The following is a 21,372-nucleotide window of genomic DNA, read 5'->3' on the forward strand; positions in this document are numbered from 1 at the left end:
AGAACTGGCGCCGTCGACCACTCACCGACGCTTCTTATTGCGGCGATTCTTTGGCTTCTTCGACGCCGCGGATCTTCTGGCGGCGCGGTTCCCCTCGCCGCGGGGCTTCTGTCCGCCTTCTGAGGTTGTCTCTGCCTCGCCTTGCTCATCCGGCGCCGAATAGGTCAAGGCCCGTCGTGGACGATTCCCTTTGGGGAGCACTGAGTCAGCCGTGACCGGGTTGCCCCCATCGTCGGTGACCAGGCCGACCTGCGGGCCGGTTTCAATCTCGAGGTTGAACAGGAACCCGACGACCTCCTCCTTGAAAGAATCCATCATCGAGTTGAACATGTCGCCACCTTCGCGCTGGTACTCGACCAACGGATCACGCTGCGCCATAGCTCGCAGACCGATGCCTTCGCGTAAGTAGTCCATCTCGTAGAGGTGCTCGCGCCATTTGCGATCCAATACCGTCAGCAGGACTTCACGCTCAAGCTGCCGCATAGTTGCCTCGCCGAGTTCGGACTCGCGGCGATCGTAGGCCTCCTGGGCGTCGGCCTTAAAGTCCTCAATAAGTTCCTCAACGTCCTGGCAATCGGCATACTCGTCAAGGTCCAAACCAACCGGATATACAGTCCCAATCTCGTTCCACATTGCGTCAAGGTCCCAGTCCTCCGAGTAACCCTCGGCGTACTTGCGGACGCCCGCCTCAACAACGCGGTCGGTAGTCGCACGCAACTCAGCCTCAACGTCAGCCCCCTCCAAGACTTTGCGACGGTCGCCATAGATGACGTGACGCTGACGGTTCATGACATCGTCGTACTTAAGGACGTTCTTTCGCATCTCGAAGTTCTGCGCTTCGACCTGCTTCTGGGCACTCTCAATCTGTCGCGACACCCACTTCGATTCGATGGGCATGTCCTCGGGCATTTTGAGGGTCACCATGGCACGGTCAATGACCTCGGGCTTGAATAGCCGCATGAGCTCGTCCTGCAGCGACAGATAGAACCGCGACTCACCGGGGTCGCCCTGTCGACCGGAACGTCCTCGCAACTGATTGTCGATACGGCGAGACTCGTGACGTTCCGAGCCAATGACATAAAGGCCGCCAAGCCCCTCGACCTCATTGTGTTCAGCCTGGGACTGCTCCTCATACTTGGCCAGGGTGTTGTTCCACGCAGTCTGGTACGCGTCCTGGTCCTCGAGGGGGTCCAAGCCCTTTTCCCGTAGGTCAAGCTCAGTGAGGAACTCGGGGTTGCCGCCGAGGATAATGTCGGTACCACGGCCAGCCATATTCGTCGACACCGTCACGGCCCCCTTACGGCCAGCTAAGGCGACAATCGCGGCTTCAGACTCATGGTGCTTGGCGTTCAGCACCTTGTGCGGAACACCGGCACGCTTGAGCTTCTCGGAAAGCAGCTCCGACTTGGCCACCGACGCAGTGCCGATAAGGATCGGCTGGCCCGCCTCGTGACGCTCAACAACATCGGCGATGATGGCGTCGAACTTGGCATCCTCGGTGCGGTAAATGAGGTCCTTCTGATCTTTGCGGATCATCGGACGGTTCGTCGGGATCGGGATGACTCCCAGACCGTAAATTTTCTGGAACTCGCTTTCCTCGGTCTTAGCGGTACCCGTCATGCCGGCGAGCTTGTCGTACATGCGGAAGTAGTTCTGCAGGGTGATCGTGGCGAGAGTCTGATACTCGTCCTTGATCTCGACGTGTTCTTTGGCCTCAAGGGCTTGGTGGAGGCCTTCGTTGTAACGACGGCCAGCAAGGGTCCGGCCGGTGTGCTCGTCAACGATGAGGACTTCACCACCGACGACGACGTAGTCCTTATCGCGGTGAAAAAGCTCCTTGGCCTTGATGGCGTTGTTGAGGTACCCGATAAGCGGAGTGTTCGCTGACTCATAAAGGTTCTCGATACCGAGCCTCTCCTCAACGACGGTGATTCCGTGCCCAAGTACAGAGACGGTGCGTTTCTTCTCGTCTACCTCGTAGTCGACGTCGCGTTCGAGCCGCGAGACGATCTTGGCGAATTCCGGGTACCACTGCTTGTTCTCCTCGGCAGGTCCAGAGATGATCAGCGGGGTACGAGCTTCGTCAACGAGAATGGAGTCAACCTCGTCAACAATCGCGTAATGGTGACCGCGCTGCACGCACTCGCTGAGCGAACTGGCCATATTGTCACGCAGGTAGTCGAAGCCAAACTCGTTGTTCGTGCCATAGGTGACATCGGCCTTATAGGCCTCCTTGCGGGCCATCGGCGGCATGTCCGACAGGATCGCCGAGATCGACAAACCTAGGAACCGATGCACACGGCCCATCTGCTCTGACTGCACCCGAGCCAAGTAGTCATTGACGGTGACGATATGTACACCCTCGCCGAGCAGGCCCTCGAGGTAGGCAGGAAGCAAACCGACCAGCGTCTTGCCTTCACCGGTCTTCATCTCGGCAATGTTGCATTGGTGGAGGGCTGCACCACCCATGATCTGAACATCGAAGTGTCGCTTACCCAGCACGCGCTTTGAGGCTTCACGTACCGTCGCGAAGGCTTCTGGGAGGAGACGATCCAGACTCTCGCCATTGTCAAGACGTTGACGGAAGTCGGCGGTCTGACCGGCCAACTCGTCGTCGTCCATGGCGACGTAGTCCTCCTCAATGCTGTTGACCTGGCCGACAATGCGGTTGAGTCGGCGGATGATCTTGCCTTCACCGGCGTGCAGCACGCGATCCATGAGGTTCACGGGGCGGGTCCTTCAAGGAGTAGACGTCGTAACCGTCCGAGCATATGCCCGACGAGTGGCATAGGGAAGCCACCGCCCCCATCCTAGGGGGTCCTCGGCCGAACCAAGAACGCGCAGCTCGATCTACCCCATGAACACGCGGTGCCGGCATCTCTGCCATGCCGGCACCGGAAGCTGCGGAAAGTCGATTACCCCCATGACAAGCGGCGATGCGGGAAGACCCGCATCGCCGCGACCTCAAAACCTCAGTAAGTGTTACTCGTGGTCAAGGTCGAGATGGATGACGCCGTAGTTGTATCCCTTCTTACGCCGGTAGACGACGCTAGGCCGCTTGGAATCCTGATCAAGGTAGAGGAAGAAATCGTGACCGACTAGTTCCATCTCGTCGAGAGCCTGGGCCAGGGTTAGAGGAACAGCCTGGAAAATCTTCTCCTTAACGTAGATAGGGCTATCCCCAGTGACTTCCACGTCACCTGCGATCGTCCTTGTGGTGAGGATATCGGGTGCATCGTCAGTGCTCTCCTCAGGTAAAACGTCTAGGACCTGGGAAACACGCAGCCCGCGGCGGCTGCGACGACGATCCGCAGCCTTGACTAACTGGGTGCGAAGCCGATCGGCGGCCATGTCAAAGGCAACCATCTTGTCCTCCGCCTGTCCGACGGCTCGCACTACCGGCCCCTTAGCGCGCAGCGTGATCTCACACGTCATGGCCTGGTCTTTGGGTCCCTTAGTGCCTTGGGCGGTGAAAACCACCTCGGCGCGCTGGACCCGGTCCTTCAACTTTTCGACCCCGGAGAGCCTGTCCTCGACTTGGGCGCGCACGTCGTCACTGACGTGGCAATGCCGTCCCGAAACGATGACCTCCATGACAACCTCCTGTGCTGGGGTTTGCATCGGTCTTTCCGACGCTGACACAAAAGGCACGACCGTGTTCCACCCTCTGATGAGAGATCCGGGTGCCGTTCGGTCGTGCCATGCATCTACGCTAGCCCAAACGGGGCGCTCCCAACAGATGTTTGGCAAGCTTCAACGCGCTCAGTGACGATGCGACCAGCCTCGTGATCATACCGAGGATCTCATTGTGATCACGGCCATCGCGTCGCGGTCGCGGCGTCAGCCAGGACGACGATGGCCAGCACCTGTCGTCCCGACCGGGTCAAGGCGCGGCAGGCCTCCTCCACCGTCGCTCCGGACGTGCGTACATCATCAACAATAATGACGTCTCCGCTCCCAGAATCGGCCCTCATAGACCCTCGTTGATTGACACCACGCTGCTCATCGCCGACCTCGAGCTGATCGGCCACCTGACGGGTTCGATGCAACAGCTGGTTCACGGTTGCGCCAGGTACCTTAAGCCATTCCAAGGCCGAACGAGTCATGTCGGCAGCGTGGTCAGCTCCTCGTTTCCTGACTGCCCGCCTCGATGACGGCACTGGGACAACGTCAACGTGCCCAGGAGCGGCCGCCACGGCCGGTGCTAGTCCACAGGCCAGCCATTGGCCGAGTTGATCAGTGAGCCACGTAGCACCGCGGTCCTTGTGGGCGGTGACGATCCCCGGAATCGGACCGTGGTAGCCCATGCAGGCGATGATCGGGGGCGGTCCGTCAAGGATGACCCGTGGCGCCGGATTCACGGCTTCCAGGCACGCCTGACAGATTCCGATTCCAGGCGCTGTACAACCGGGACAACATGCCCCCAGAAACAGATCCGCCAGCGATTCGAGTGTGTTCACGATCCATTAGTTTCGTGGCTCTGCCTGCTTCGGCGGAAGGGTCAAGTAGTGACCGCAACGGCGTTAACACCTTGAAGGATCTGACGCCAGCGGAAACTCTCCTCGTGGAGCAGCAACGTCCCGTCCTCGCACAGCACGACCGCCTCGGTGCCCATTTCCGTCGGCAACGCGACGACGGCCGCCATGCTAGTGGCGGTGAGCTGACCCATTGACGTCGCGCCAGATCCGTCGACGACGATCTCGTAAGGGGTCGTGACACCAGCATCGATGGCACGACCCAGCACGCACAACCGAGTCTGAGATAGCCATGCAACGTCGGTAATGATCGACAGATTCACGTCTGAGGAGGACAGCGGGATGTCGGTTATGTGACTGAGGTGGACCGCGCCTTCCTGGCGGGACAGCAGCCCAATCCCCAGCGCACGTGTCTTCCCCCGTTCAAGGACGAGGGCGACCCGGACCGCATCAGGGGCCACGCTGAACGACGTCACCCTGCACCCACCGAGATCGACGACGGTCGACATTCGGGCGCCATCTGATCCGACGACGATCAGCGTCGGATCCGTGTCCGAAAAGGTCATGATGCTGTGGTCGCGAAGCACTTGAGGCCGCCGTAAGTTCACGCCGGTGGCCAGCACCTGGATATCCTCGCTACCTTCCTGCCAGGTGAGCAATGAACGTCGATCTGCTGAGACCGCATGCCAGATCGCACCTGGGCTGCGCGGGGAGATCATTGGCATCGTAAACTGAGTAGATGCGACCTCCGCCACACTGTTGTTCGTGGTCGCCCCTCGCCCCAGTGCTCCGGGCATGATCCGGAAGTTGTGTCCTGAGGCCGCGACACGCCCCATCTGCCCCTTGATGACGGCGACCACGGTCGGTGAGTGGGTAGCGGGAAAGGGGATGAACTCGGCGTAAAGATCTGCGGACACGCTTTGATCTTCGGCCGCCTCCGGAAGCGAAAGCAGAGAGCCACCGGCAGTAAACCGGATGCGCGATATCGCTGCGAAACCATTCAGGGTCCATGTCACCTGGCTGGCTAACAGACGCCGCTGGGATGGCGACAGTTGGGCCGCCGAAGCACTCAACGGAACGGTGACCACACCGACGGCATCCACCGACGTCGTCCCCGTGACCGTCACCCCGTCCGGCAAGGCCGTTCGCAGCACCGCGTCGAGAGGCTCGGGAACCCCGGCTGTCATCGCCCGAAGAGCGGCATCTGGGTCGGCGGCGGCGCTGGGAAGATGAATGATGTCGGGCACGAGGCGGTCCGCCGCCTCTGTCAAAAAGTAGATGGGAATCGTCGACCAGCTCCGTTGAAAGGTGTACTGGGAAATGAGCACCCCTTCTGGAGGCCGGGAGATACGCCACTGACCCGATTCCTGCGCCATTCCGAAGTCATGATTGAGAGTTTGAGAACTAGTCGGATGATAGTGGCCTCTGGAATCGATCTGCCCCACCACGGGGGCCTGAAGCGCTGCGGTAGCGACGGTGCTGGCCGGCTTATGGTTCGTGGCGTCATAGATGGTGACTTTCGCATGGGGATCCCATCGATCCGCAATGTCGCTAGTGAGGTAAGACCTCGCGACCCGGTAGTCGTCACGCACGCTCGCCATCGCCTGCAGGAACCCGCCCACCACGAGGTCGATGGACGCGCCGTCTGCAGGAGGATGGGGAGCGACGTCGATGCTTTCCCGCGCGGCGGCGCGGGGACCATCAGCTCGCTTCACTGGGCCCTGGGATGGTACTTCGGAGCATCCGGTGAGCAAAACAGCAGCAGCTGACAGCACAGCACGCCGGGAAGGGCGTAGGGTCATCGTTCTTCCTCGTCGTCAGAGCGGTCGGCATCGGTCGGAGATGCGGGGAGCGGGGACTTGACGATGACTCCGCCGGGCTGTCTGGGAACCACCAATCGGAAGTAGGCCCCCTGGTTCGGGCGTCCCCAGGCTGTCAGCCAGCCATGATGAAGGTTCGCATCCTGACGCGAGATCGCCAGCCCTAGGCCACTGCCGCCCACAGTACGCACCCGTGATGGGTCGCCTCGCCAGAATCGTCCGAAGACCTTCTCAGCTTGCCATGCCTCAAACCCGACACCGTGATCACGCACAGCGACTCCCACCGCACAGTCATTGCCCACCACCGTAACCTCAACGGTCTTGCGCTCGGCGTGCTCGACGGCGTTGGATACCAGGTTTCGGACGATGCGGCTGATACGACGCGGATCTACCTCTGCGGTCTGAGCAGCCTCGGCAACGAGCACGATCGATACTCCTAGACGATCGGCCAACGGTGTGACGTCGCTGATCTCGGACCGCACCAAGTCAACAATGTCACAGTCTTCTAGGCTGAGTTGGGCAGCACCGGCGTCAAACCGCGAGATCTCCAACAGGTCGGCGAGAAGCAGTTCTAGCCGCTCCATCTGGGCGCGCATGAGCTCCACGGATCGCACTTGCACCGGATCGTCCGGGTTAGCCTCGACCATTTCCGAGGCCATCCGCATCGTCGTCATCGGCGTGCGTAACTCGTGGGATACGTCAGAAACGAACTGCTGTTGCAGACTCGACAACTTCTCGAGCTCACCGATGCGTAGGTCCAGCTGCGCAGCCATGTCGTTCATGGACGATGCTAGGGTCGCCAGATCGTCGGTCCCGCGCACCACCATCCGCTCGTCAAGGGCGCCTTTGGCCAGTTTTGAAGCAGTAATGGACGCTTGGCGAATCGGCAAGGAAATATGACGAGTCGCCAGATAGGTCGTAACTGCAATAGCCAAGGCCATGAGAGCACCGACGCTAATGACACTGCGACGCAATAGCTCGACGGCAGCAACCTCCTGAGTCTCGGGAAAGATGAAATATACCGGGATGGATTGGCTGGCCTCTGGCGACCACAGCGTCGACCCAACGACGATTCCGGGGACATCTGGACGGACATGGTCGGTGTAGTGCACCGTCGTGGGGGCAGTCCACATGCCGTTGGACTCCCCCACCGTCGCTGTCAGGTCCGTCGGGACCGAATCTGGGGACACGCCTTGGGAGATGAGGCCGGAAACCGGTCCCTGAATGAGGACGTGGTATTGGTCGGACTGGCTCGCGGCGTCGTCGGCAAGAAGGTTGAGCCGCTCATAGAAAGATGCCGTACGCAGATCGGTGTCGCGCAGTTGTCCCTGAATCCGATTGATGGTCGCGGTCGTCTCGGCGACGGCTGAGGTGCGCTTAGCTTCAACGATGCCCGCGGTGGCCTGACGAACGAGGAAGAAGCCACCAACAATGAGAATGACGAGGCTACTCGACAAAGTGACAGTAACCGTGCGCAGCGGCAGGGAAGACCACCACAGCCGTCGAGGTCCGGTCAGCCACGATGGGCACCAACCCGGCCGCCAACCACGACCGGCGCGCCCCGCCAGGGTGATCAGCTTTCCTCCCCAGGGGTGTTGATGCGGTAACCGATGCCACGAACAGTGACGATCATCTGGGGGTGGTCCGCGTTGCGCTCCACCTTGGAACGCAGTCTCTGCACATGGACGTTGACCAACCGAGTATCGGTGATGTTGGTGTATCCCCATACCTCACGCAACAGGGTCTCCCTGCTAAATACCCTATTGGGGTATTGGGCCATCGTAACGAGCAGGGAGTATTCCAACGGAGTGAGTGAGATCTCCTCGCCTCCTAGTTGAACCAGATGGGCAACGGGATCAATGGTCAAATCCCCGACGGTAATGACCTCGCCCTCCTCACGCCGGGAAACGGGTGTGCGCAACCGGGCACGAATACGAGCAATGAGCTCGGCGGACCGGAACGGCTTACAGACGTAGTCGTCGGCTCCAGCACCAAGTCCTTGGACGACATTAGGGGTGTCAGTGCGGGCAGTGAGCATGATGATCGGGACGCCTGACTCACGTCGGATGTCCTGACAGATCCGGATACCGTCACGCCCGGGCAGCATGAGGTCGAGAAGGACCAGGGCGGGCCGGTGCTCGCGGAATACGTCCATGACATCACTGCCGTGCCCGACCCCTGCCGTCGAGAACCCTTCTTTGATGAGGACAAGCTGAAGCATCTCCGCTAGGGCCGCGTCGTCGTCAACGACAAGAATCGGCCCATGATCACCGGCGGCGTCCACCGTGGACCTCCTGACTGGATTCTGAGATGGTGCATATGGTAGCCCCCATACTCCTGGCCGGTGATCAGTTGAGGGCAGGGGTGTCGGTCGCCGTTGCGAGCAACGCCGCGGGGCCGTTCTGACGATGCAGCACCGCCCGCCATAAACCTCGCGGCTCAGAGGAGAAGATGTCTTCGGGGTGAGCCACGGCTCTGATCCAGTCTCCGCGAATGAGTTCGGCCTCTAGCTGGCCGGGCACCCATTCGGCGTATCCCGCGAAGATCCGGACGTCGGTGAACGCACCTTCCACAAGTTCAGTCGGGGTGTCGAGGTGGAGCAGACCAGTTAGTCCTTGGACACGTCGCCATCCGGGAGGTTCCTCACTCGAGCGTTGCACTCGGGCCAGGCAGATGGCCCCATTTGGCGACATCGGACCGCCGAGGAAGAGATCCTGCGGCGGGGTAGCTAAATGCACCCAGCCAGGAAGTTGTCTGTGCAAGGTTCCCGCTGTGCATGGTTGGTTGACGATAACTCCAAGGACGCCATCAAGAGCAACGTCGATGAGATAAACGACGGATTCGTAGAAAATACCCTCGTCAATTTGGCGACTTGCCACAAGCAAGTCACCGACCTTGAGAGGGTTCGCGAGTATCACGAGGTCCATTGTGTCACCCACGGGCAGGGAACCGGGGCACGATCGTCAACGGACTCTTAAGATAATCACAGGCCGACCCCGATTCCACCTCGATGCGACGTGCCAGGCCGTCGACGGGTTGCCGCCACGCCCCGCAGGGGTGTGAGCTGGGGCCAGTTCGGGACGTAGATGTGCCAGGGCCAATAAGCCCACTCGGGATACCAAAGGGGAGCCGAGGACCCGATAACACCGACAGGCATTCCGTCCCCGCCGACCCGGCTGGACCAGCGGATTTCGAAAGCCAAAAAGGGCAAGGTATTTCATCACTTGGGTGCGTATCCAGTCACCCCGTAGTTCATTTCAGCGATGACGCATCCGGCGTCGTGGCGGGACGTGACCATGCGCCCCACTCCGACACCTCAATCGAGCCCGGAGGAGAAGAGACTGTGAACACGAACATGGGCCCACCCCTCAAGAGGAATGGGCCCATGCCGTAAATGATTTCGATGCAAGTGTCAGGACAACAGCATCAGGAGGCGGCCGGAGCAGGCAGGCAGACGGACGGCACTGCCGGAGTCAGCAACCTGTTGGGAGCCTTGAGGGCATCCTGGTAGGCAGCCTTGACGTCCGTGATGGCCTGATCGACCTCGGAAACACGCACCAGCGGTTCCATCAGCACACCAGTAGCCTTGAGCAGGGCACGGCTCATGAAGTAAATGGTGCCCAAGCGCTTAAAGGGCAGCACGCAGGTGTTGCGATCGAAACGAATCTGGCGAAGCACACGGGACAGCTTGGTCTTGGTGTAGAAGGTGGCCACATCGTTGGGTTTGAGGTCAGGCATCTTCTGAGCCTCCGCAAGAGCCTTCTTCACAGCCGCCATTTCGTCCTTCAGCTGATCGCTAGTGGCGCTCACGGTCACCAGTAGCACACTGGCGTGGACCAACTCAAGGAACACGTGGGAGTGGGCTGGCTGGGCCTTGTCCTGCAAGGTGTGGGCTGCGCCGTTGACGGTATCGACCATCGTTACCAGCAACTCGACACGAGTGGGGATCGACTTAAGGAAAGCAATCCCACCCTTGATCACGTTGACGAGTGCTTCCTTGATCCGTCTGGCCGTCTCCAGGAGCTTGCCAATGATATTGAGGACGTTCGCGGGCGCGAAGGCTTCCTTTGCGCTCTTCTGGGTATCCAGAAGCGAGGCAATACGGGCATTGACAACCTGCAGCTCCTTCTGCGCTTCCGCAACAGAAAGGGTCTTATTGGGCTGAGTGGCGCTCACCGCAACTATGGGGGCAACCGGGGCAGCATGAGCTGTCGCTCCAGAGAAAGCTGCCGGCGCCATCAAGGCACCAACAATCAGCGGCGCTGCTAAGAACTTAACCTTCATTTGTGGGTTCCTTTCATCGGGAACAATTGCTCGCAACTGCAAGCAAGAAGCATCGTTGCACACCAGGGGGTCAACTTGGCGTCCTCAGTTCAAAATTGATTCAAACTAACAGTTCCATGTCGGGAAACAGCACCAGGAAGCTCGTGACATATCGTCTTTCATTGCGAGAAACATCTTACTTATGTACATTTCTAAGCTATAGCGTCTACCCTTGTCAGACCCAGGACGATGGGTGTCACATCTCCTTTCTAGTCAACCTAAGAGAGGAGGAAATGCCGCGATATATGTTCCACCCTGTCATCACGAAGGCCACCACAATCTATCCCAGAACAGCCGGCACTTCACTCACGATGCCCCGATGCTGGATTCCTATTGTCGCCCTTATTAGGGCAAGCGGTGCCAGTAGCAGAATATGTCACCTCAACAACTCGATCCACCCCTGCCCATTACATGGGTAACATATCCATGGAGGTTCGATGTATACTCGAGGATACAGTCGTCCATCACGCCCGCCTACATACCCATTACATCAGCATAGAAATATGCTCCAACAGCAACTCCGATGCCTCATTTGCCAGCCGGCCACATGCCTATATCCACGAGCAGTGGTTATCACCCAGATGTGGGTGCCGTAGAGAAGACCGCATTCTCGCGCGCGACATTTGCACCCGTCACCATGTCCCCACTCGCAAGCTTTCCACCGCCCAAATACGGGCCGATATGGCGGGAATATACAGTTCGGCGCCTCACAAGTCCGACCACGACGACGACCCCGGACCTTGATGGGCTCCGCTAGGACAGGTTCATGGCCATCATGCAAGGACACCCAACCTAGCCAGAAGGAGACGAACTCACCATGCCAACATCAGTCAGATCACGAAACTCATCAAGGCATCCATTCAGCAATGGCCCGCGATATCCGCATGACGCAAAACCAGAACAGCACGTTGAAACAGCAGGCATCGAACATCTCCACTGTCAAGAACCTCGCCACCAAAATGTGGAAGATCAGGACGCCCTATGACCCATCTGGTACTACGCGCTCGAGAACCAGGCCGCCTTGAATCCAAGCTCTTCGACATCACAAGGAAGGTAAAATGATGACTGACAAGGCTTTTTAGACTGGTGAGAGTGAACGCGCCCTCAAGACATTCTCCAGACCTTCGTCGCCGTGCTCGACGCGACAACTGGCAGGATGGACATGACCGCCCTATCGGTCAGGCGAGCGTAAACAACGGCACGCCTACCAGACCTAAATCGACAACTGCAGGCTCGCCCACAAGCTTTCCAGCCCATTCCTCAACCATCGCACAGGCGAACTCGAGGCTCACGCACCCACAATCCGTGTCACCATGAAGGGCTTGTCCTTCCTGCACTGGCTTCACGGCAGCACCGACGATTTTGCCGACCTCATCGACTCCGACGAGGCGGCGGCAGCATGAGCGCCGTTAACCTGCGCGTATCAGGTGTTGGGGGGCTAGTCCTCATGCGAGCGCAGCTTCGAGCGCTTCACGCACAATCTCGGAGCGTCGCTTCCCAGTGCGCGCAGCTTCATGGTCGAGCTTGGCGTTGAGTCCTTGGGGAAGCCGCACGGTCACCGACGGCGAACGCACGCCGGGGGAACTCAGCGATGGCCTACCCGCACCGCGGGCCTCAGTGGCCGCCTCAACGAGTTCGTCGGCCCGATGTACGACCGCCCTTCGTCTCCACACTTGGTGACAATCGGAGTGGGTTCACAAGTAGCAACGACGTGACGCACGTGAGCCTTGCCGACCCGGTGCCTGCGTGAACCTCAACTCCGCACCCCAAATATGACCTACACAATCAAGGTTATGCAAGACACAACTCAAGATGATGACGACTACCACGCCGATAAAGTGGCCTCATGAGCGCTATCAAAACGACCGAGGCCTCTCTATTCGACTGTCCATCCCATCTTTTGCCCGGCTTCGTGGACAAGAGATTTAACGTTGACTGCCAAATGGAGAGCCACCGGTAGACCACGGATATCGGCAGGTCTCGTTGACCCGAAGATAGCGGCCAAGGGTGACGTATTCGATACCGGTATCGCGCGACAGCTGGACCACGGATTTACCCTCAAAGCTGGCCTGCACACGTGATCACGGCGCCGAGGGTGCCTCCAGTCCATCCTGCCCGTGCGGTTCAGGTCGTTTAGGATGATCGCATGCCCAGACCGACGACGAAGAGCGAACTGCTGGCCGCAGCGAGTGCCTCCTTCAAGAAGCTCACGACGCTGTGGGACGGATTCACTCCCGAGCAAGCCCACGCGCCATTCCCGGCAGCGCTGTTGACAGGCGGTACTGAGGCACATTGGCAGCGCGACAAGTGCCTACGTGACGTCGTGATCCACCTGCATGAATGGCACAATCTCGTCACCGTATGGGTCAGTGCCAATCAGGCTGGCACCCTCTCCTGAACCGTACACATGGCGTAACTACGCCGCGCTCAACGAACAGTTCGTCCGCCAACATCAGAATACGACCTACGAAGCAGCTCGCGATCTCTTGGCGGCATCACACCAGCACGTACTCGGTATTATTAAAGGTTTCAGTAACGACGAGCTGTTCACCAAGAAGCACTTCGGGTGGACGGGGACGACCAGCTTGGGTTCCTACTTTGTGTCGGCGACCAGTTCCCACTACGAGTGGGCGGCCAAGAAAACCCGCACCTACGCGAGGATCCTCGCACGCTAACGTCGCTTCTTGACCCGCTAAGGGCCAATATCATGTTTGAATTCGGGGTTTGTGCGTGGCTGGCCCCACTCGTTGAGGAGCCGGCCAACTCTAAAGACCCGACGGCCCCAACCTCTCACCAACGCCGTGAGGATGCGCCACGTCGCGCGAACTGGCCCCAGAAGCTCACAAAGTTGAGGCCCGCGAGACATGGCGCAACGGCGCCGCATTAGTAGAAGTAGACGCGCGGAGCCTTCCTCCACCAAACGTCCTCACGGGCAGTCTTGGCTGAGTGGCACGGCCTCAAGTTCGCCTTGTCATGGCCGCCATCCCTCTCGAGAGGGATGGCGTGGCCCACATCTTGCACGGGTGTTACCCGTCCTACCGCTACGCAGTGCTCGCACAACGGATGAGCCGTGGCGTGAGCGTCCCGGACGCTCACGCCACCGGTGGTCATAACGCTTGTTAATTGCCGAGTCACATTGAAAGCGTCGGTAACAAACGTCCTCGGCTTTGACGTACGCGGTGCGGAATCCGTCAGAAGTGAAATCGGGACAGCCAGGGTGGGAGCAGAGGCGTTTGGGTTTGACCGGCATGCTCACCGCCTTCTACGAACGGCAAGTCCCTAAACGGGTCACCGAGAAGCGCCTGCGGGTCTCTGCCTAGTGGAGAGGCAGGAATTGAACCCACGTCCTTGAAAGACCATCCAGACATTTTCCGGGCGCAGTCGATGCTGTCGTTATTGCTCGGCTCCTGCACTCACACCGACATGGTGCAAACAAACTCGATCGTAGAAATAATTCCGCCCAGTCACCACGACAACAACTGGGCGGCAAGTCATCGCAACGAAACCAGAATCCGGGCTGACCCTTCGATCACTGATCAGGCAGCAAGAGCGAAGTCAGTGCGAGTATTCTCGGCACTTATAGATTCCCAACGATCGTTAACAAGTTGACCCTGGGCCCTCACCCCACTTCTCCTGGAACAACCGTCCGGAAAACGCTGCACTACAGCTCGGCTATCACTGCGCTGACGCCAACCGAATTGATCAGGATATCGGCCCTGTCACTGGCACCGCCACAGCATGATCCGCATCAGTGACAACGTCAGCCGCGCACGTTATAGTCGGCAGCCAGCGCATTCACGGCGTGCAGGAACTTGTGCATGAAGATAAACGGGCCGACGATGATGAACCCGCCCAACACTGCCCACAACCAGAAATCCCCCGCCGTCACGCCAGACTTCATGCCTCATCGATTCTGTTCGCGCCCAATACTCCCACAGACCTGATGCATCCAGATGTACATGGCAATTCCAATAGTCAGCGGAGAGATCACCAGGGCGACGAGCCAGAAATTCATAGTACGTCGGCCGTCCCACCGCGATGCGATGACATTGAGGTCCTCGCCGGCCCGGGCCAGCACCCAGACGTCGTAGATGCCGAAGGTGATTATCCCCAGCAGAATGTACTTGAGCAGGGACCGGTTGGTGTCAAAAGTGCCCATCTGAAACGCCGGAGCGCAAGGCTGCGGGACACTGCGCGGGTCACATGGCTGCTGGCTTTAGGACAACGGCTGACCATAGGTCTGCCAATCCTGGTCAGAATACGGCTAGGACGCGAACGAAACCTCGCCGCGCTGCGGAGGAACATTGGATTCAGGATTGAATGACACGAAATTCTCTTCTCCTCGGAAGAAATGATACCTGAACATCTCCGATGTCCAGAATCAGATTACCTTACCGAAGCGACCGTAAAAGTCCTGTCCATTCATCGCACTGTGCTTGAACCAGCGCTACGCGAAGGCCAGCACGGGCGAGCATGAGACACAGGACTCATTGCTGGAGTACTCCGCCGGTCGAAAAACTCCCACCATAGCGTCGCGGTTCTACAAAACAGGGAAGAAGAGATCGCACACAGAAATCTCATGTAGACAAAATGAGAAAATGCTGACTCCGGCTGCAGAGTTCAACACTCCCCTCTAGTGGAGATGGCGGGAATTGAACCCGCGTCCTTGAAAGACCGTCCAGACATTCTCCGGGCGCAGTCGATGCTGTCGTTATTGCTCGGCTCCTGCACTCACACCGACATGGTGCAGACAAGCCCAGTCACGGAAACGTCCCGTACAGCCCCCGTGACCACAGCTGTACGGCAAGCCTTCTAAACGAGGCCAGGATCCGGACGGAAGGCTACATCCGGGCTGACCCTTCGATCACTGATCAGGCAGCGAGAGCGAAGTCAGTGCGAGTGTTCTCGGCACTTATAGGTTTCCAAGGATCGTTAACGAGTTGACCCTGGGTCCTCGGCCCGCTTCTCCTGGAACAACCATTCCAAGTCGAAACCAGTCATCCCCCTGTTGAGTTGTGTTGGTTAAGTGTATCTCATCGACCACGACTTAACGAACCTACCGCACGCCGTCGTCCATCATCGAAAAATCTCAGCGGGATCACCCGTAGGAGGGGGTTCGTCCACTCAATTCCCTCGAATGCTTTAGCAGCGTGCATGATCGTGCCAGCGAACCACGCCATACCGACGAATGGGAAGGTCACGATCATGAGGTTCGTTTTGACGGCAACTCCCAATACCACTATCGCCAGGAGCAGCGCGACGAGCTGGAAATTGGCCTGTTGGGCCGCCTGACGACGTATCCAGGACCCCCGTGGCGAGATAGCAACTCCCAGCATCGGCCCAAGAGGCCCAAGGAACAATGGGGACAGCCCAATGACGCCAGCTGCCAACGTCTCGCCTGCGGCGATACGCGAACCGTGAGCCTGTCCACCGACGACCGCTAGTCCGGTCAGGGCGGCATTGAGATCAGCGCGAGTCACCGCCCCCAAAGCGCGAGTCACCCTATCGTCGAAGTCGTCGGGCGAGAGCCGACCGTCAACGTAGGCATCGCGCAAGAAGGCCACGACTCGATCACGGTCGACGTCGTTGACAAGCCAGCCATCTTTTCCGGTTTGCCACGTCTGCCAACTGTTCATGCTTTCCAGGATGAACCGACAGCAAGGCCTAACCAACCGAACTCACCTTGAGGTAGACCGTGGTCATAGGTGCCGCCCACAACCGCGATACCTGTGTCTCAGTCTTGCCCTTTGAACCCTCGAACTGCCTGCACAATCGTGACCACCGTCCAGATCAGTGACAGGAAGCCCGCGTTCCGGTGATTCAAGCCAAAGCCCGTCGGGCTTATACCAAAGCCTGCCACGAAGGCGAAGAATACGATCTGGGTCACCAGCTGGAGTTTGATCTTGCTGTGCGCCCATGACCCTTGAGCCGTCAGCGCGAAACCGACAGCCGGTCCAATCGGACCACTAACCAGAGCTGACAGACCGCACAGCCCGACTCCCGTCGTAGGCCTTTTGTCCGGGATGTCCGGCAATGGTGTCCTGATCCCCTCGGGGACGGAGGGCTTGAAGGACGGCAGATTGCGATAGCTCTCGTCGAGTTCGCAGCGAGTTCGCGCCAATAATGCGGTTTCAGTGCGGCGTTCTCGCTCCATATCGTCAATGGCACCGTGGGCATAAGCGTCGTTGATGTGGTCGAGAACCCGGTCTCGCTGCTCATTCGTCACCCGCAGCGACGAGTCGTCGGTCCCCCAATTCATCGGGTTTCGGCCTCTCCGAAACTGCGCAAGCCCGCAATGGCCTCGCGCAGCTCGGTGATCTGCTCAGCGACGCGCTCAGGCGCGGTCCCACCGCGTCCGGCCCGAGAGCGTACTGACCCCTGAACTGTCATGACCTCGCGCACCTGCGGGGTTAGACGGGGATCGATCGCGGTAAGTTCCTGGTCGGTGAGATCGGCCAACTCCTTATTCTGAGACTCTGCCTCGCGCACGCAAGCCCCGGACAACTCGTGGGCGACCCGGAAGGGAACCCCCTGGCGTACCAACCACTCGGCAACGTCGGTAGCCAATGAGAACCCCTGACCAGCCATCTCGGCCATGCGATCGGTGTTGAACACGGCGGTGTCCACCATTCCAGTGATAGCTGGCAACAGCAGGTGGAGCTGGTCAATCTGGTCGAAAACCGGCTCTTTATCCTCCTGAAGGTCACGGGCGTAGGCCAGTGGCAGGCCCTTAAGGGAAGCCATGAGACCGGCAAGATCACCAATGAGACGCCCTGCCTTGCCGCGGGCAAGCTCAGCGATGTCCGGGTTCTTTTTTTGCGGCATGATCGATGAACCCGTCGAGAAGGAATCGTCGAGAGTGACGTAACCGAACTCGCGGGTATTCCAGATGATGATCTCTTCACTCAACCGCGATAAGTCGACTCCGACCTGGGCGGCAACGAAGGCGAACTCAGCAACAACGTCTCGAGCCGCAGTACCATCAATGGAATTCGGGACTGACGACGAGAACCCCAGATCACGTGCAACCGCCTCTGGATCCAGACCCAATGATGATCCTGCTAGTGCCCCGGATCCGTATGGCGAACAATCCAGTCGCGCATCGAGATCGCGAAAACGCTGCACGTCGCGGAGCAGCGGCCACGCGTGGGCCAGCAGCTGGTGAGCCAGCAACACCGGCTGGGCGTGCTGCATGTGGGTACGACCAGCGATAACCGCGTCACCGACGTCCTCGGCTTGTCGACTTAGCACATGAGCGAGTCCCAGAAGCTCCCCAGCAAGACTGCGGGCTTCCTCACGAAGGTAGCGACGCAGCAGAGCAATAATCTGGTCGTTGCGGGAACGCCCGGCACGTAGCCGTCCTCCGAGATCTTTCCCGGCACGCTCCATGAGACCGCGCTCCAGAGCAGTATGGACATCCTCGTCCTCTGGCTGAGCCACGAAACGGCCCGAAACAACGTCCTCCTCCAAGGCGTTAAGAGCCTTCATCATCCCCTCGTACTGATCGTCATCGAGGAGACCTGCGGCATGAAGTACCCCGGCGTGAGCACTCGATCCAGCAATGTCGTGGCGGGCTAGTCGCCAATCGAATTGGGTGGAGACTGACAGCGCCGCCAGCGCCTCAGACGGGCCGCCAGAGAATCGTCCACCCCACAGCGCCATCGGGCGATCGGCCTGGGCGTTGTTCTGAGAATGGTCGTACGGTTCGGTGGTCACAAAGAACTCCTCTGTCGGGGATTTTCAGCTTACCTACCGTCCTTCACACCGTCTTCAAACCCCATCCCACGGCATCAAGGAGGATCGTCAGGCCTGCACCGCGTCAATGAGACGGGGAAGGGCAGCGATGAAGGACTCGGCCTCCGCCTTCGTGAGGATGTAGGGCGGGGCCAACCTCAGTGTCGATGGGTTAACAGCGTTGACGATGAACCCAGCATGGCGGGCAGCCGCGACAAGATCGGCGGCGATGTCCGAATCGAACTGGACGCCAAGGAGAGCACCGGTACCCCGTACCTCTGTAATGCGCGGATGACTTTGGCGCAGCGCGGTCGACATCAAGGTGCCGATCTGACGGACGTGAGTCAGTAGATCATCGGATTCGATCGTAGAAATGACCGCTAACGCCGCAGCACAAGCTAGCGGGTTGCCGCCGAAGGTAGTCCCGTGCTGCCCGGCTGCGAGGATCCCAGATACGTCCGATCCGAACGCCATCGTCGCACCGATAGGAAAGCCGCCTCCCAGTGCTTTCGCCATAGTCATCACGTCGGGGGTGATGTGGGCGCTCTGGTGCGCAAACCAGCGACCGGTACGTCCCATGCCACATTGCACCTCGTCGACGACCATGAGGACATCGTGGCAGGCCGTCAGCTCGCGTACCTGCTGTAGGTATTCATCCGACAAGGGGACGACCCCAGCCTCACCCTGAATGGGTTCCATAAAGACCCCGGAAACATCGCCCCTGTCTAGCTCACTAGCTAATGCGTCTGGGTCTTCGGGAGCTATGAAGGTGACATCGACAGCCGAGGGACCGAACGGTTGACGGTAAGCGATCTTGTGGGTCAACGAAAGAGCGCCGAGACTACGACCGTGGAAAGCATGATTAAGGGCGATGATACGTCCGTTTTTACGAGCCAAACAGATCTTGATGGCCGCCTCATTGGCTTCAGTACCAGAGTTCGAGAGAAACACTGCCGACCCCTTTGGTGCTTTCGCCAGTGCGAGGAGTTTTTCTGCGAGATCCAGCTGGGGCCCCGTGGTAAAAAAGTTCGAGACATGAGCCAGTGTCTCTGACTGATGGCTCACAGCCTCGACCCACGCTGGATGGGCATATCCCAAGGCGTTGACCGCAATTCCACCCAGCAAGTCCAGGTATTCCTTGCCATCATTGTCGACAACGACGCAACCCTGGCCGTGGTCTAGGCACAGCTGAGGATTGCCAAACACGCCGAGAAGTGCATTGCGGTAGCGCTCTTGCCAATTGCCGTTCGTTTGTTGCTCCGCCATCGTCATCCTCTCAGACATAGTCGTCGCTGCGTGCCATTGTTCCGACGCCCCTGGTAGTGAAAATCTCCAGCAAAAGGGCGTGTTCAATGCGTCCGTCTACAATCGCAGCACTCGAGACCCCGCCGTCAATGGCATCAAGCAGAGCCTGCGCCTTCGGACGCATACCCTCACCTAGACGCGGAATCATGGCACGCAAATCACTCGCGGAGACCTCAGAGATAAGAGTGTGAGGGTCAGGCCAGGTGCCATAAATACCAGCGACGTTTGTCAGCATGACGAGCTTTTCCGCACGTAGTGCCTGAGCAATAGCGGTGGCGGCAGTGTCGGCATTGACGTTGAGAACCTGTCCGGTGGGACGACCAGCCGCGTCAACCTCGGGACTCACCGGTGCAATGACCGGAATCTGACCGCGATCAAGCATAGAGATAACGAGATCGATGTTGACGTCAACGATGTCTCCCACCAAACCCATGTCTATTTGCTCGCCATCAACAATTACCCGCGACTTCCGGGCCGACAAAAGTCCAGAGTCCTCACCTGACATGCCAGCTGCTAGCGGCGCATAGGCGTTGATTCGATTAACGAGCTGACGGCCCACCTGCCCGACGAGCACCATCCGGACAACCTCCATGACCTCCGGAGATGTCACCCGCAAACCATTACGGAACTCCACTGGGGTAGCAGATTCAGCAAGCATCGCATTGATCTGAGGGCCACCACCGTGGACGACAATAGGGCGAATCCCCACAGAGGCCATAAACACAATGTCGTCGGCGAAGGCCTGCTGCAGGCCGGGATCAACCATCGCGTTGCCGCCATATTTCACGACGACAGTGCGGCCCTGAAACCGCCTGATCCAAGGCAGCGCTTCTACCAGGACCTCAGATTTCCGCTGAGCCGAGAACTGGGTGTCGTTGAGGGGGATGTCAAGAGCAAGGGTCATGATGTATACTCGCTATTCTCTTCGACGTATTGGTGGGTCAGATCATTGGTCCATACCGCAGCTTCGGCGTCACCCGCATGCAGCTCAATATCGATGTGAACCTCTCGTGGCCTCATATCGACGAGGTTGCGGTCCTCCCCGATACCCCCGGCCTTACAGATCTGGATGTCATTGATAGACACATCCACTTGGTCGGGATCGAAGGGAGCTACATTCTCGGGAACACATCCGATCGCCGCGAGGATGCGACCCCAGTTGGGGTCATTTCCTGCGATAGCCGTTTTGACGAGGTTGGAACGCGTGACCTCCCGGGCCACCGCCACAGCAGCTTCGGTACTGATGGCACCTGTAACGGTCACTTTGACATCGTGGTGGGATCCCTCAGCATCTGCGACAAGCTGGCGAGCCAAGATGGCGCACAGCTCGGTGAGTGCGTCGGTAAGTTCATCACCCGTCAGGCTGATACCGGAAGCCCCCGAGGCCATAGCGACAACTGTGTCATTGGTCGACATGCAGGCATCGGAGTCAACCCGACTGAAGGTGATGTCACAGTCGGCGAAGCCATCGATCCCGGTACAGGCGTTAGCGACAGCCGCGTTGACAATGACAGCACGAGCCTTGTGGTCGGCAGTGGCATGACGCGACCACTGGACCGGCGCAGCGCACACGCGGTTTGTTGTGAATACCCCGGCAACGACGTCGGCGGGTCCATCGTTGACGATGAGTGCAAGGTCCAGGCCTGGGGTGGTTCGCAACCCGGCCTGAATACCCCCGGCGCGGAATCCGAGTGGATAGGTGACCGACATGAATC

At 59.1% G+C, this 21,372-nt stretch carries 24 protein-coding genes and 2 other RNA genes; 6 read left to right on the forward strand and 20 right to left on the reverse strand.

Annotated features, from left to right (window positions below; translation table 11 throughout):
* Positions 1–21 precede the first annotated feature (21 nt).
* From secA to camp1, 8 genes are all read right to left on the reverse strand, one after another.
* Positions 22–2,727, reverse strand: coding sequence for a preprotein translocase subunit SecA (secA, locus tag CPA42_RS07150; RefSeq protein ID WP_002516414.1), 2,706 nt, complete (start codon positions 2,725–2,727; stop codon positions 22–24).
* 255 nt (positions 2,728–2,982) lie between these two features.
* Positions 2,983–3,594, reverse strand: coding sequence for a ribosome hibernation-promoting factor, HPF/YfiA family (gene hpf, locus CPA42_RS07155; protein WP_002516401.1), 612 nt, complete (start codon positions 3,592–3,594; stop codon positions 2,983–2,985).
* 218 nt (positions 3,595–3,812) lie between these two features.
* Positions 3,813–4,307: a ComF family protein gene (locus CPA42_RS07160; protein ID WP_002519427.1), complete on the reverse strand. Its 495-nt coding sequence runs from the start codon at positions 4,305–4,307 to the stop codon at positions 3,813–3,815.
* Positions 4,308–4,501: 194 nt separating this feature from the next.
* Positions 4,502–6,277 (reverse strand): LpqB family beta-propeller domain-containing protein, encoded by a 1,776-nt coding sequence (locus tag CPA42_RS07165; protein WP_002516409.1) that lies wholly within the window; start codon positions 6,275–6,277, stop codon positions 4,502–4,504.
* Positions 6,274–7,779 carry an MtrAB system histidine kinase MtrB gene (mtrB, locus tag CPA42_RS07170; RefSeq protein WP_254932590.1) on the reverse strand — a complete coding sequence of 502 codons (1,506 nt, stop codon included), beginning with the start codon at positions 7,777–7,779 and terminating at the stop codon, positions 6,274–6,276. The genes CPA42_RS07165 and mtrB overlap by 4 nt, the downstream gene beginning before the upstream one ends.
* An 89-nt stretch (positions 7,780–7,868) precedes the next feature.
* Positions 7,869–8,579: an MtrAB system response regulator MtrA gene (gene mtrA / locus CPA42_RS07175; protein WP_002516390.1), complete on the reverse strand. Its 711-nt coding sequence runs from the start codon at positions 8,577–8,579 to the stop codon at positions 7,869–7,871.
* Between the two features lie 64 nt (positions 8,580–8,643).
* Entirely contained in the window at positions 8,644–9,222 is a 579-nt protein-coding gene (locus tag CPA42_RS07180; RefSeq protein ID WP_002516393.1) for a YqgE/AlgH family protein, read from the reverse strand.
* A gap of 499 nt (positions 9,223–9,721) precedes the next feature.
* Positions 9,722–10,579, reverse strand: a complete 858-nt coding sequence (gene camp1, locus CPA42_RS07190; protein ID WP_002516415.1) for a CAMP factor pore-forming toxin 1 — start codon at positions 10,577–10,579, stop codon at positions 9,722–9,724.
* 26 nt (positions 10,580–10,605) lie between these two features.
* Here camp1 and CPA42_RS07195 point away from each other — a divergent pair, with 26 nt between their 5' ends.
* The 3 genes from CPA42_RS07195 to CPA42_RS12905 are packed head-to-tail and all read left to right on the forward strand — an operon-like array spanning position 10,606 to position 11,643.
* Positions 10,606–11,037: a hypothetical protein gene (locus tag CPA42_RS07195; RefSeq protein ID WP_002519424.1), complete on the forward strand. Its 432-nt coding sequence runs from the start codon at positions 10,606–10,608 to the stop codon at positions 11,035–11,037.
* Entirely contained in the window at positions 10,976–11,362 is a 387-nt protein-coding gene (locus CPA42_RS07200) for a hypothetical protein (RefSeq protein WP_002519423.1), read from the forward strand. Before CPA42_RS07195 ends, CPA42_RS07200 begins: the two co-directional genes overlap by 62 nt.
* A complete protein-coding gene (locus CPA42_RS12905) occupies positions 11,362–11,643 on the forward strand; it encodes a hypothetical protein (protein WP_002520180.1) in 282 nt (93 codons plus the stop codon). The genes CPA42_RS07200 and CPA42_RS12905 overlap by 1 nt, the downstream gene beginning before the upstream one ends.
* Before the next feature lie 420 nt (positions 11,644–12,063).
* Here the strand turns inward: CPA42_RS12905 and CPA42_RS07210 are convergent, their stop codons facing one another.
* Positions 12,064–12,291 (reverse strand): ribbon-helix-helix protein, CopG family, encoded by a 228-nt coding sequence (locus tag CPA42_RS07210; RefSeq protein WP_002519420.1) that lies wholly within the window; start codon positions 12,289–12,291, stop codon positions 12,064–12,066.
* Between the two features lie 258 nt (positions 12,292–12,549).
* Between CPA42_RS07210 and CPA42_RS07215 the strand changes: the two genes are divergently transcribed.
* The 3 genes from CPA42_RS07215 to CPA42_RS13400 all read left to right on the forward strand — a co-directional run bounded on the left by CPA42_RS07215 (position 12,550) and on the right by CPA42_RS13400 (position 13,293).
* Positions 12,550–12,699 (forward strand): hypothetical protein, encoded by a 150-nt coding sequence (locus CPA42_RS07215; RefSeq protein WP_002517794.1) that lies wholly within the window; start codon positions 12,550–12,552, stop codon positions 12,697–12,699.
* 65 nt (positions 12,700–12,764) lie between these two features.
* Positions 12,765–13,016 (forward strand): ClbS/DfsB family four-helix bundle protein, encoded by a 252-nt coding sequence (locus CPA42_RS13395; protein ID WP_002516402.1) that lies wholly within the window; start codon positions 12,765–12,767, stop codon positions 13,014–13,016.
* Complete coding sequence (locus CPA42_RS13400) at positions 12,955–13,293, forward strand: ClbS/DfsB family four-helix bundle protein (protein WP_008599889.1); 339 nt, start codon at positions 12,955–12,957, stop codon at positions 13,291–13,293. Before CPA42_RS13395 ends, CPA42_RS13400 begins: the two co-directional genes overlap by 62 nt.
* Before the next feature lie 208 nt (positions 13,294–13,501).
* Here the strand turns inward: CPA42_RS13400 and CPA42_RS12910 are convergent, their stop codons facing one another.
* From CPA42_RS12910 to CPA42_RS07280, 11 genes are all read right to left on the reverse strand, one after another.
* A complete protein-coding gene (locus tag CPA42_RS12910) occupies positions 13,502–13,729 on the reverse strand; it encodes an HNH endonuclease family protein (RefSeq protein ID WP_002520177.1) in 228 nt (75 codons plus the stop codon).
* Positions 13,730–13,935: 206 nt separating this feature from the next.
* Positions 13,936–14,276: a transfer-messenger RNA gene (ssrA, locus tag CPA42_RS07240) on the reverse strand.
* A gap of 102 nt (positions 14,277–14,378) precedes the next feature.
* Positions 14,379–14,519, reverse strand: a complete 141-nt coding sequence (locus CPA42_RS12610) for a hypothetical protein (RefSeq protein ID WP_002547901.1) — start codon at positions 14,517–14,519, stop codon at positions 14,379–14,381.
* Positions 14,520–14,522: 3 nt separating this feature from the next.
* On the reverse strand, positions 14,523–14,777 hold the full coding sequence (locus CPA42_RS07245) for a DUF4234 domain-containing protein (protein WP_002516388.1): 255 nt from the start codon (positions 14,775–14,777) through the stop codon (positions 14,523–14,525).
* Positions 14,778–15,252: 475 nt separating this feature from the next.
* Positions 15,253–15,623: a transfer-messenger RNA gene (gene ssrA, locus CPA42_RS07250) on the reverse strand.
* Positions 15,624–15,651: 28 nt separating this feature from the next.
* Positions 15,652–16,254 carry a DUF1707 SHOCT-like domain-containing protein gene (locus CPA42_RS07255; protein WP_002516421.1) on the reverse strand — a complete coding sequence of 201 codons (603 nt, stop codon included), beginning with the start codon at positions 16,252–16,254 and terminating at the stop codon, positions 15,652–15,654.
* A 98-nt stretch (positions 16,255–16,352) separates the two neighbouring features.
* Positions 16,353–16,877, reverse strand: coding sequence for a DUF1707 SHOCT-like domain-containing protein (locus CPA42_RS07260; RefSeq protein WP_002516418.1), 525 nt, complete (start codon positions 16,875–16,877; stop codon positions 16,353–16,355).
* Complete coding sequence (argH, locus tag CPA42_RS07265; RefSeq protein WP_002519413.1) at positions 16,874–18,280, reverse strand: argininosuccinate lyase; 1,407 nt, start codon at positions 18,278–18,280, stop codon at positions 16,874–16,876. Before argH ends, CPA42_RS07260 begins: the two co-directional genes overlap by 4 nt.
* 141 nt (positions 18,281–18,421) lie before the next feature.
* On the reverse strand, positions 18,422–19,636 hold the full coding sequence (locus tag CPA42_RS07270) for an acetylornithine transaminase (RefSeq protein WP_002519412.1): 1,215 nt from the start codon (positions 19,634–19,636) through the stop codon (positions 18,422–18,424).
* The gene (argB, locus tag CPA42_RS07275; protein ID WP_002516381.1) at positions 19,629–20,561 is read right to left on the reverse strand and encodes an acetylglutamate kinase; all 933 of its coding nucleotides are present in this window, start codon (positions 20,559–20,561) and stop codon (positions 19,629–19,631) included. The genes CPA42_RS07270 and argB overlap by 8 nt, the downstream gene beginning before the upstream one ends.
* The gene (locus tag CPA42_RS07280) at positions 20,558–21,367 is read right to left on the reverse strand and encodes a bifunctional ornithine acetyltransferase/N-acetylglutamate synthase (RefSeq protein ID WP_002519410.1); all 810 of its coding nucleotides are present in this window, start codon (positions 21,365–21,367) and stop codon (positions 20,558–20,560) included. The genes argB and CPA42_RS07280 overlap by 4 nt, the downstream gene beginning before the upstream one ends.
* Between the last annotated feature and the right edge of the window lie 5 nt (positions 21,368–21,372).

The sequence above is a fragment of the Cutibacterium acnes genome (genome assembly GCF_003030305.1).
Taxonomy (GTDB): Bacteria; Actinomycetota; Actinomycetes; order Propionibacteriales; family Propionibacteriaceae; genus Cutibacterium; species Cutibacterium acnes.

Excerpts from the sequence above, each read along its gene's own strand:
- hpf (WP_002516401.1), bottom strand. The coding sequence starts at position 3,594 with ATGGAGGTCATCGTTTCGGGACGGCATTGCCACGTCAGTGACGACGTG.
- CPA42_RS07160 (WP_002519427.1), bottom strand. The coding sequence starts at position 4,307 with ATGGGCTACCACGGTCCGATTCCGGGGATCGTCACCGCCCACAAGGAC.
- CPA42_RS07165 (WP_002516409.1), bottom strand. The coding sequence starts at position 6,277 with ATGACCCTACGCCCTTCCCGGCGTGCTGTGCTGTCAGCTGCTGCTGTT.
- CPA42_RS07180 (WP_002516393.1), bottom strand. The coding sequence starts at position 9,222 with ATGGACCTCGTGATACTCGCGAACCCTCTCAAGGTCGGTGACTTGCTT.
- camp1 (WP_002516415.1), bottom strand. The coding sequence starts at position 10,579 with ATGAAGGTTAAGTTCTTAGCAGCGCCGCTGATTGTTGGTGCCTTGATG.
- CPA42_RS12905 (WP_002520180.1), top strand. The coding sequence starts at position 11,362 with ATGGGCTCCGCTAGGACAGGTTCATGGCCATCATGCAAGGACACCCAA.
- CPA42_RS13395 (WP_002516402.1), top strand. The coding sequence starts at position 12,765 with ATGCCCAGACCGACGACGAAGAGCGAACTGCTGGCCGCAGCGAGTGCC.
- CPA42_RS13400 (WP_008599889.1), top strand. The coding sequence starts at position 12,955 with ATGAATGGCACAATCTCGTCACCGTATGGGTCAGTGCCAATCAGGCTG.
- CPA42_RS12910 (WP_002520177.1), bottom strand. The coding sequence starts at position 13,729 with ATGACCACCGGTGGCGTGAGCGTCCGGGACGCTCACGCCACGGCTCAT.
- CPA42_RS12610 (WP_002547901.1), bottom strand. The coding sequence starts at position 14,519 with ATGAAGTCTGGCGTGACGGCGGGGGATTTCTGGTTGTGGGCAGTGTTG.
- CPA42_RS07245 (WP_002516388.1), bottom strand. The coding sequence starts at position 14,777 with ATGGGCACTTTTGACACCAACCGGTCCCTGCTCAAGTACATTCTGCTG.
- CPA42_RS07255 (WP_002516421.1), bottom strand. The coding sequence starts at position 16,254 with ATGAACAGTTGGCAGACGTGGCAAACCGGAAAAGATGGCTGGCTTGTC.
- CPA42_RS07260 (WP_002516418.1), bottom strand. The coding sequence starts at position 16,877 with ATGAATTGGGGGACCGACGACTCGTCGCTGCGGGTGACGAATGAGCAG.
- argH (WP_002519413.1), bottom strand. The coding sequence starts at position 18,280 with ATGGCGCTGTGGGGTGGACGATTCTCTGGCGGCCCGTCTGAGGCGCTG.
- CPA42_RS07270 (WP_002519412.1), bottom strand. The coding sequence starts at position 19,636 with ATGTCTGAGAGGATGACGATGGCGGAGCAACAAACGAACGGCAATTGG.
- argB (WP_002516381.1), bottom strand. The coding sequence starts at position 20,561 with ATGACCCTTGCTCTTGACATCCCCCTCAACGACACCCAGTTCTCGGCT.
- CPA42_RS07280 (WP_002519410.1), bottom strand. The coding sequence starts at position 21,367 with ATGTCGGTCACCTATCCACTCGGATTCCGCGCCGGGGGTATTCAGGCC.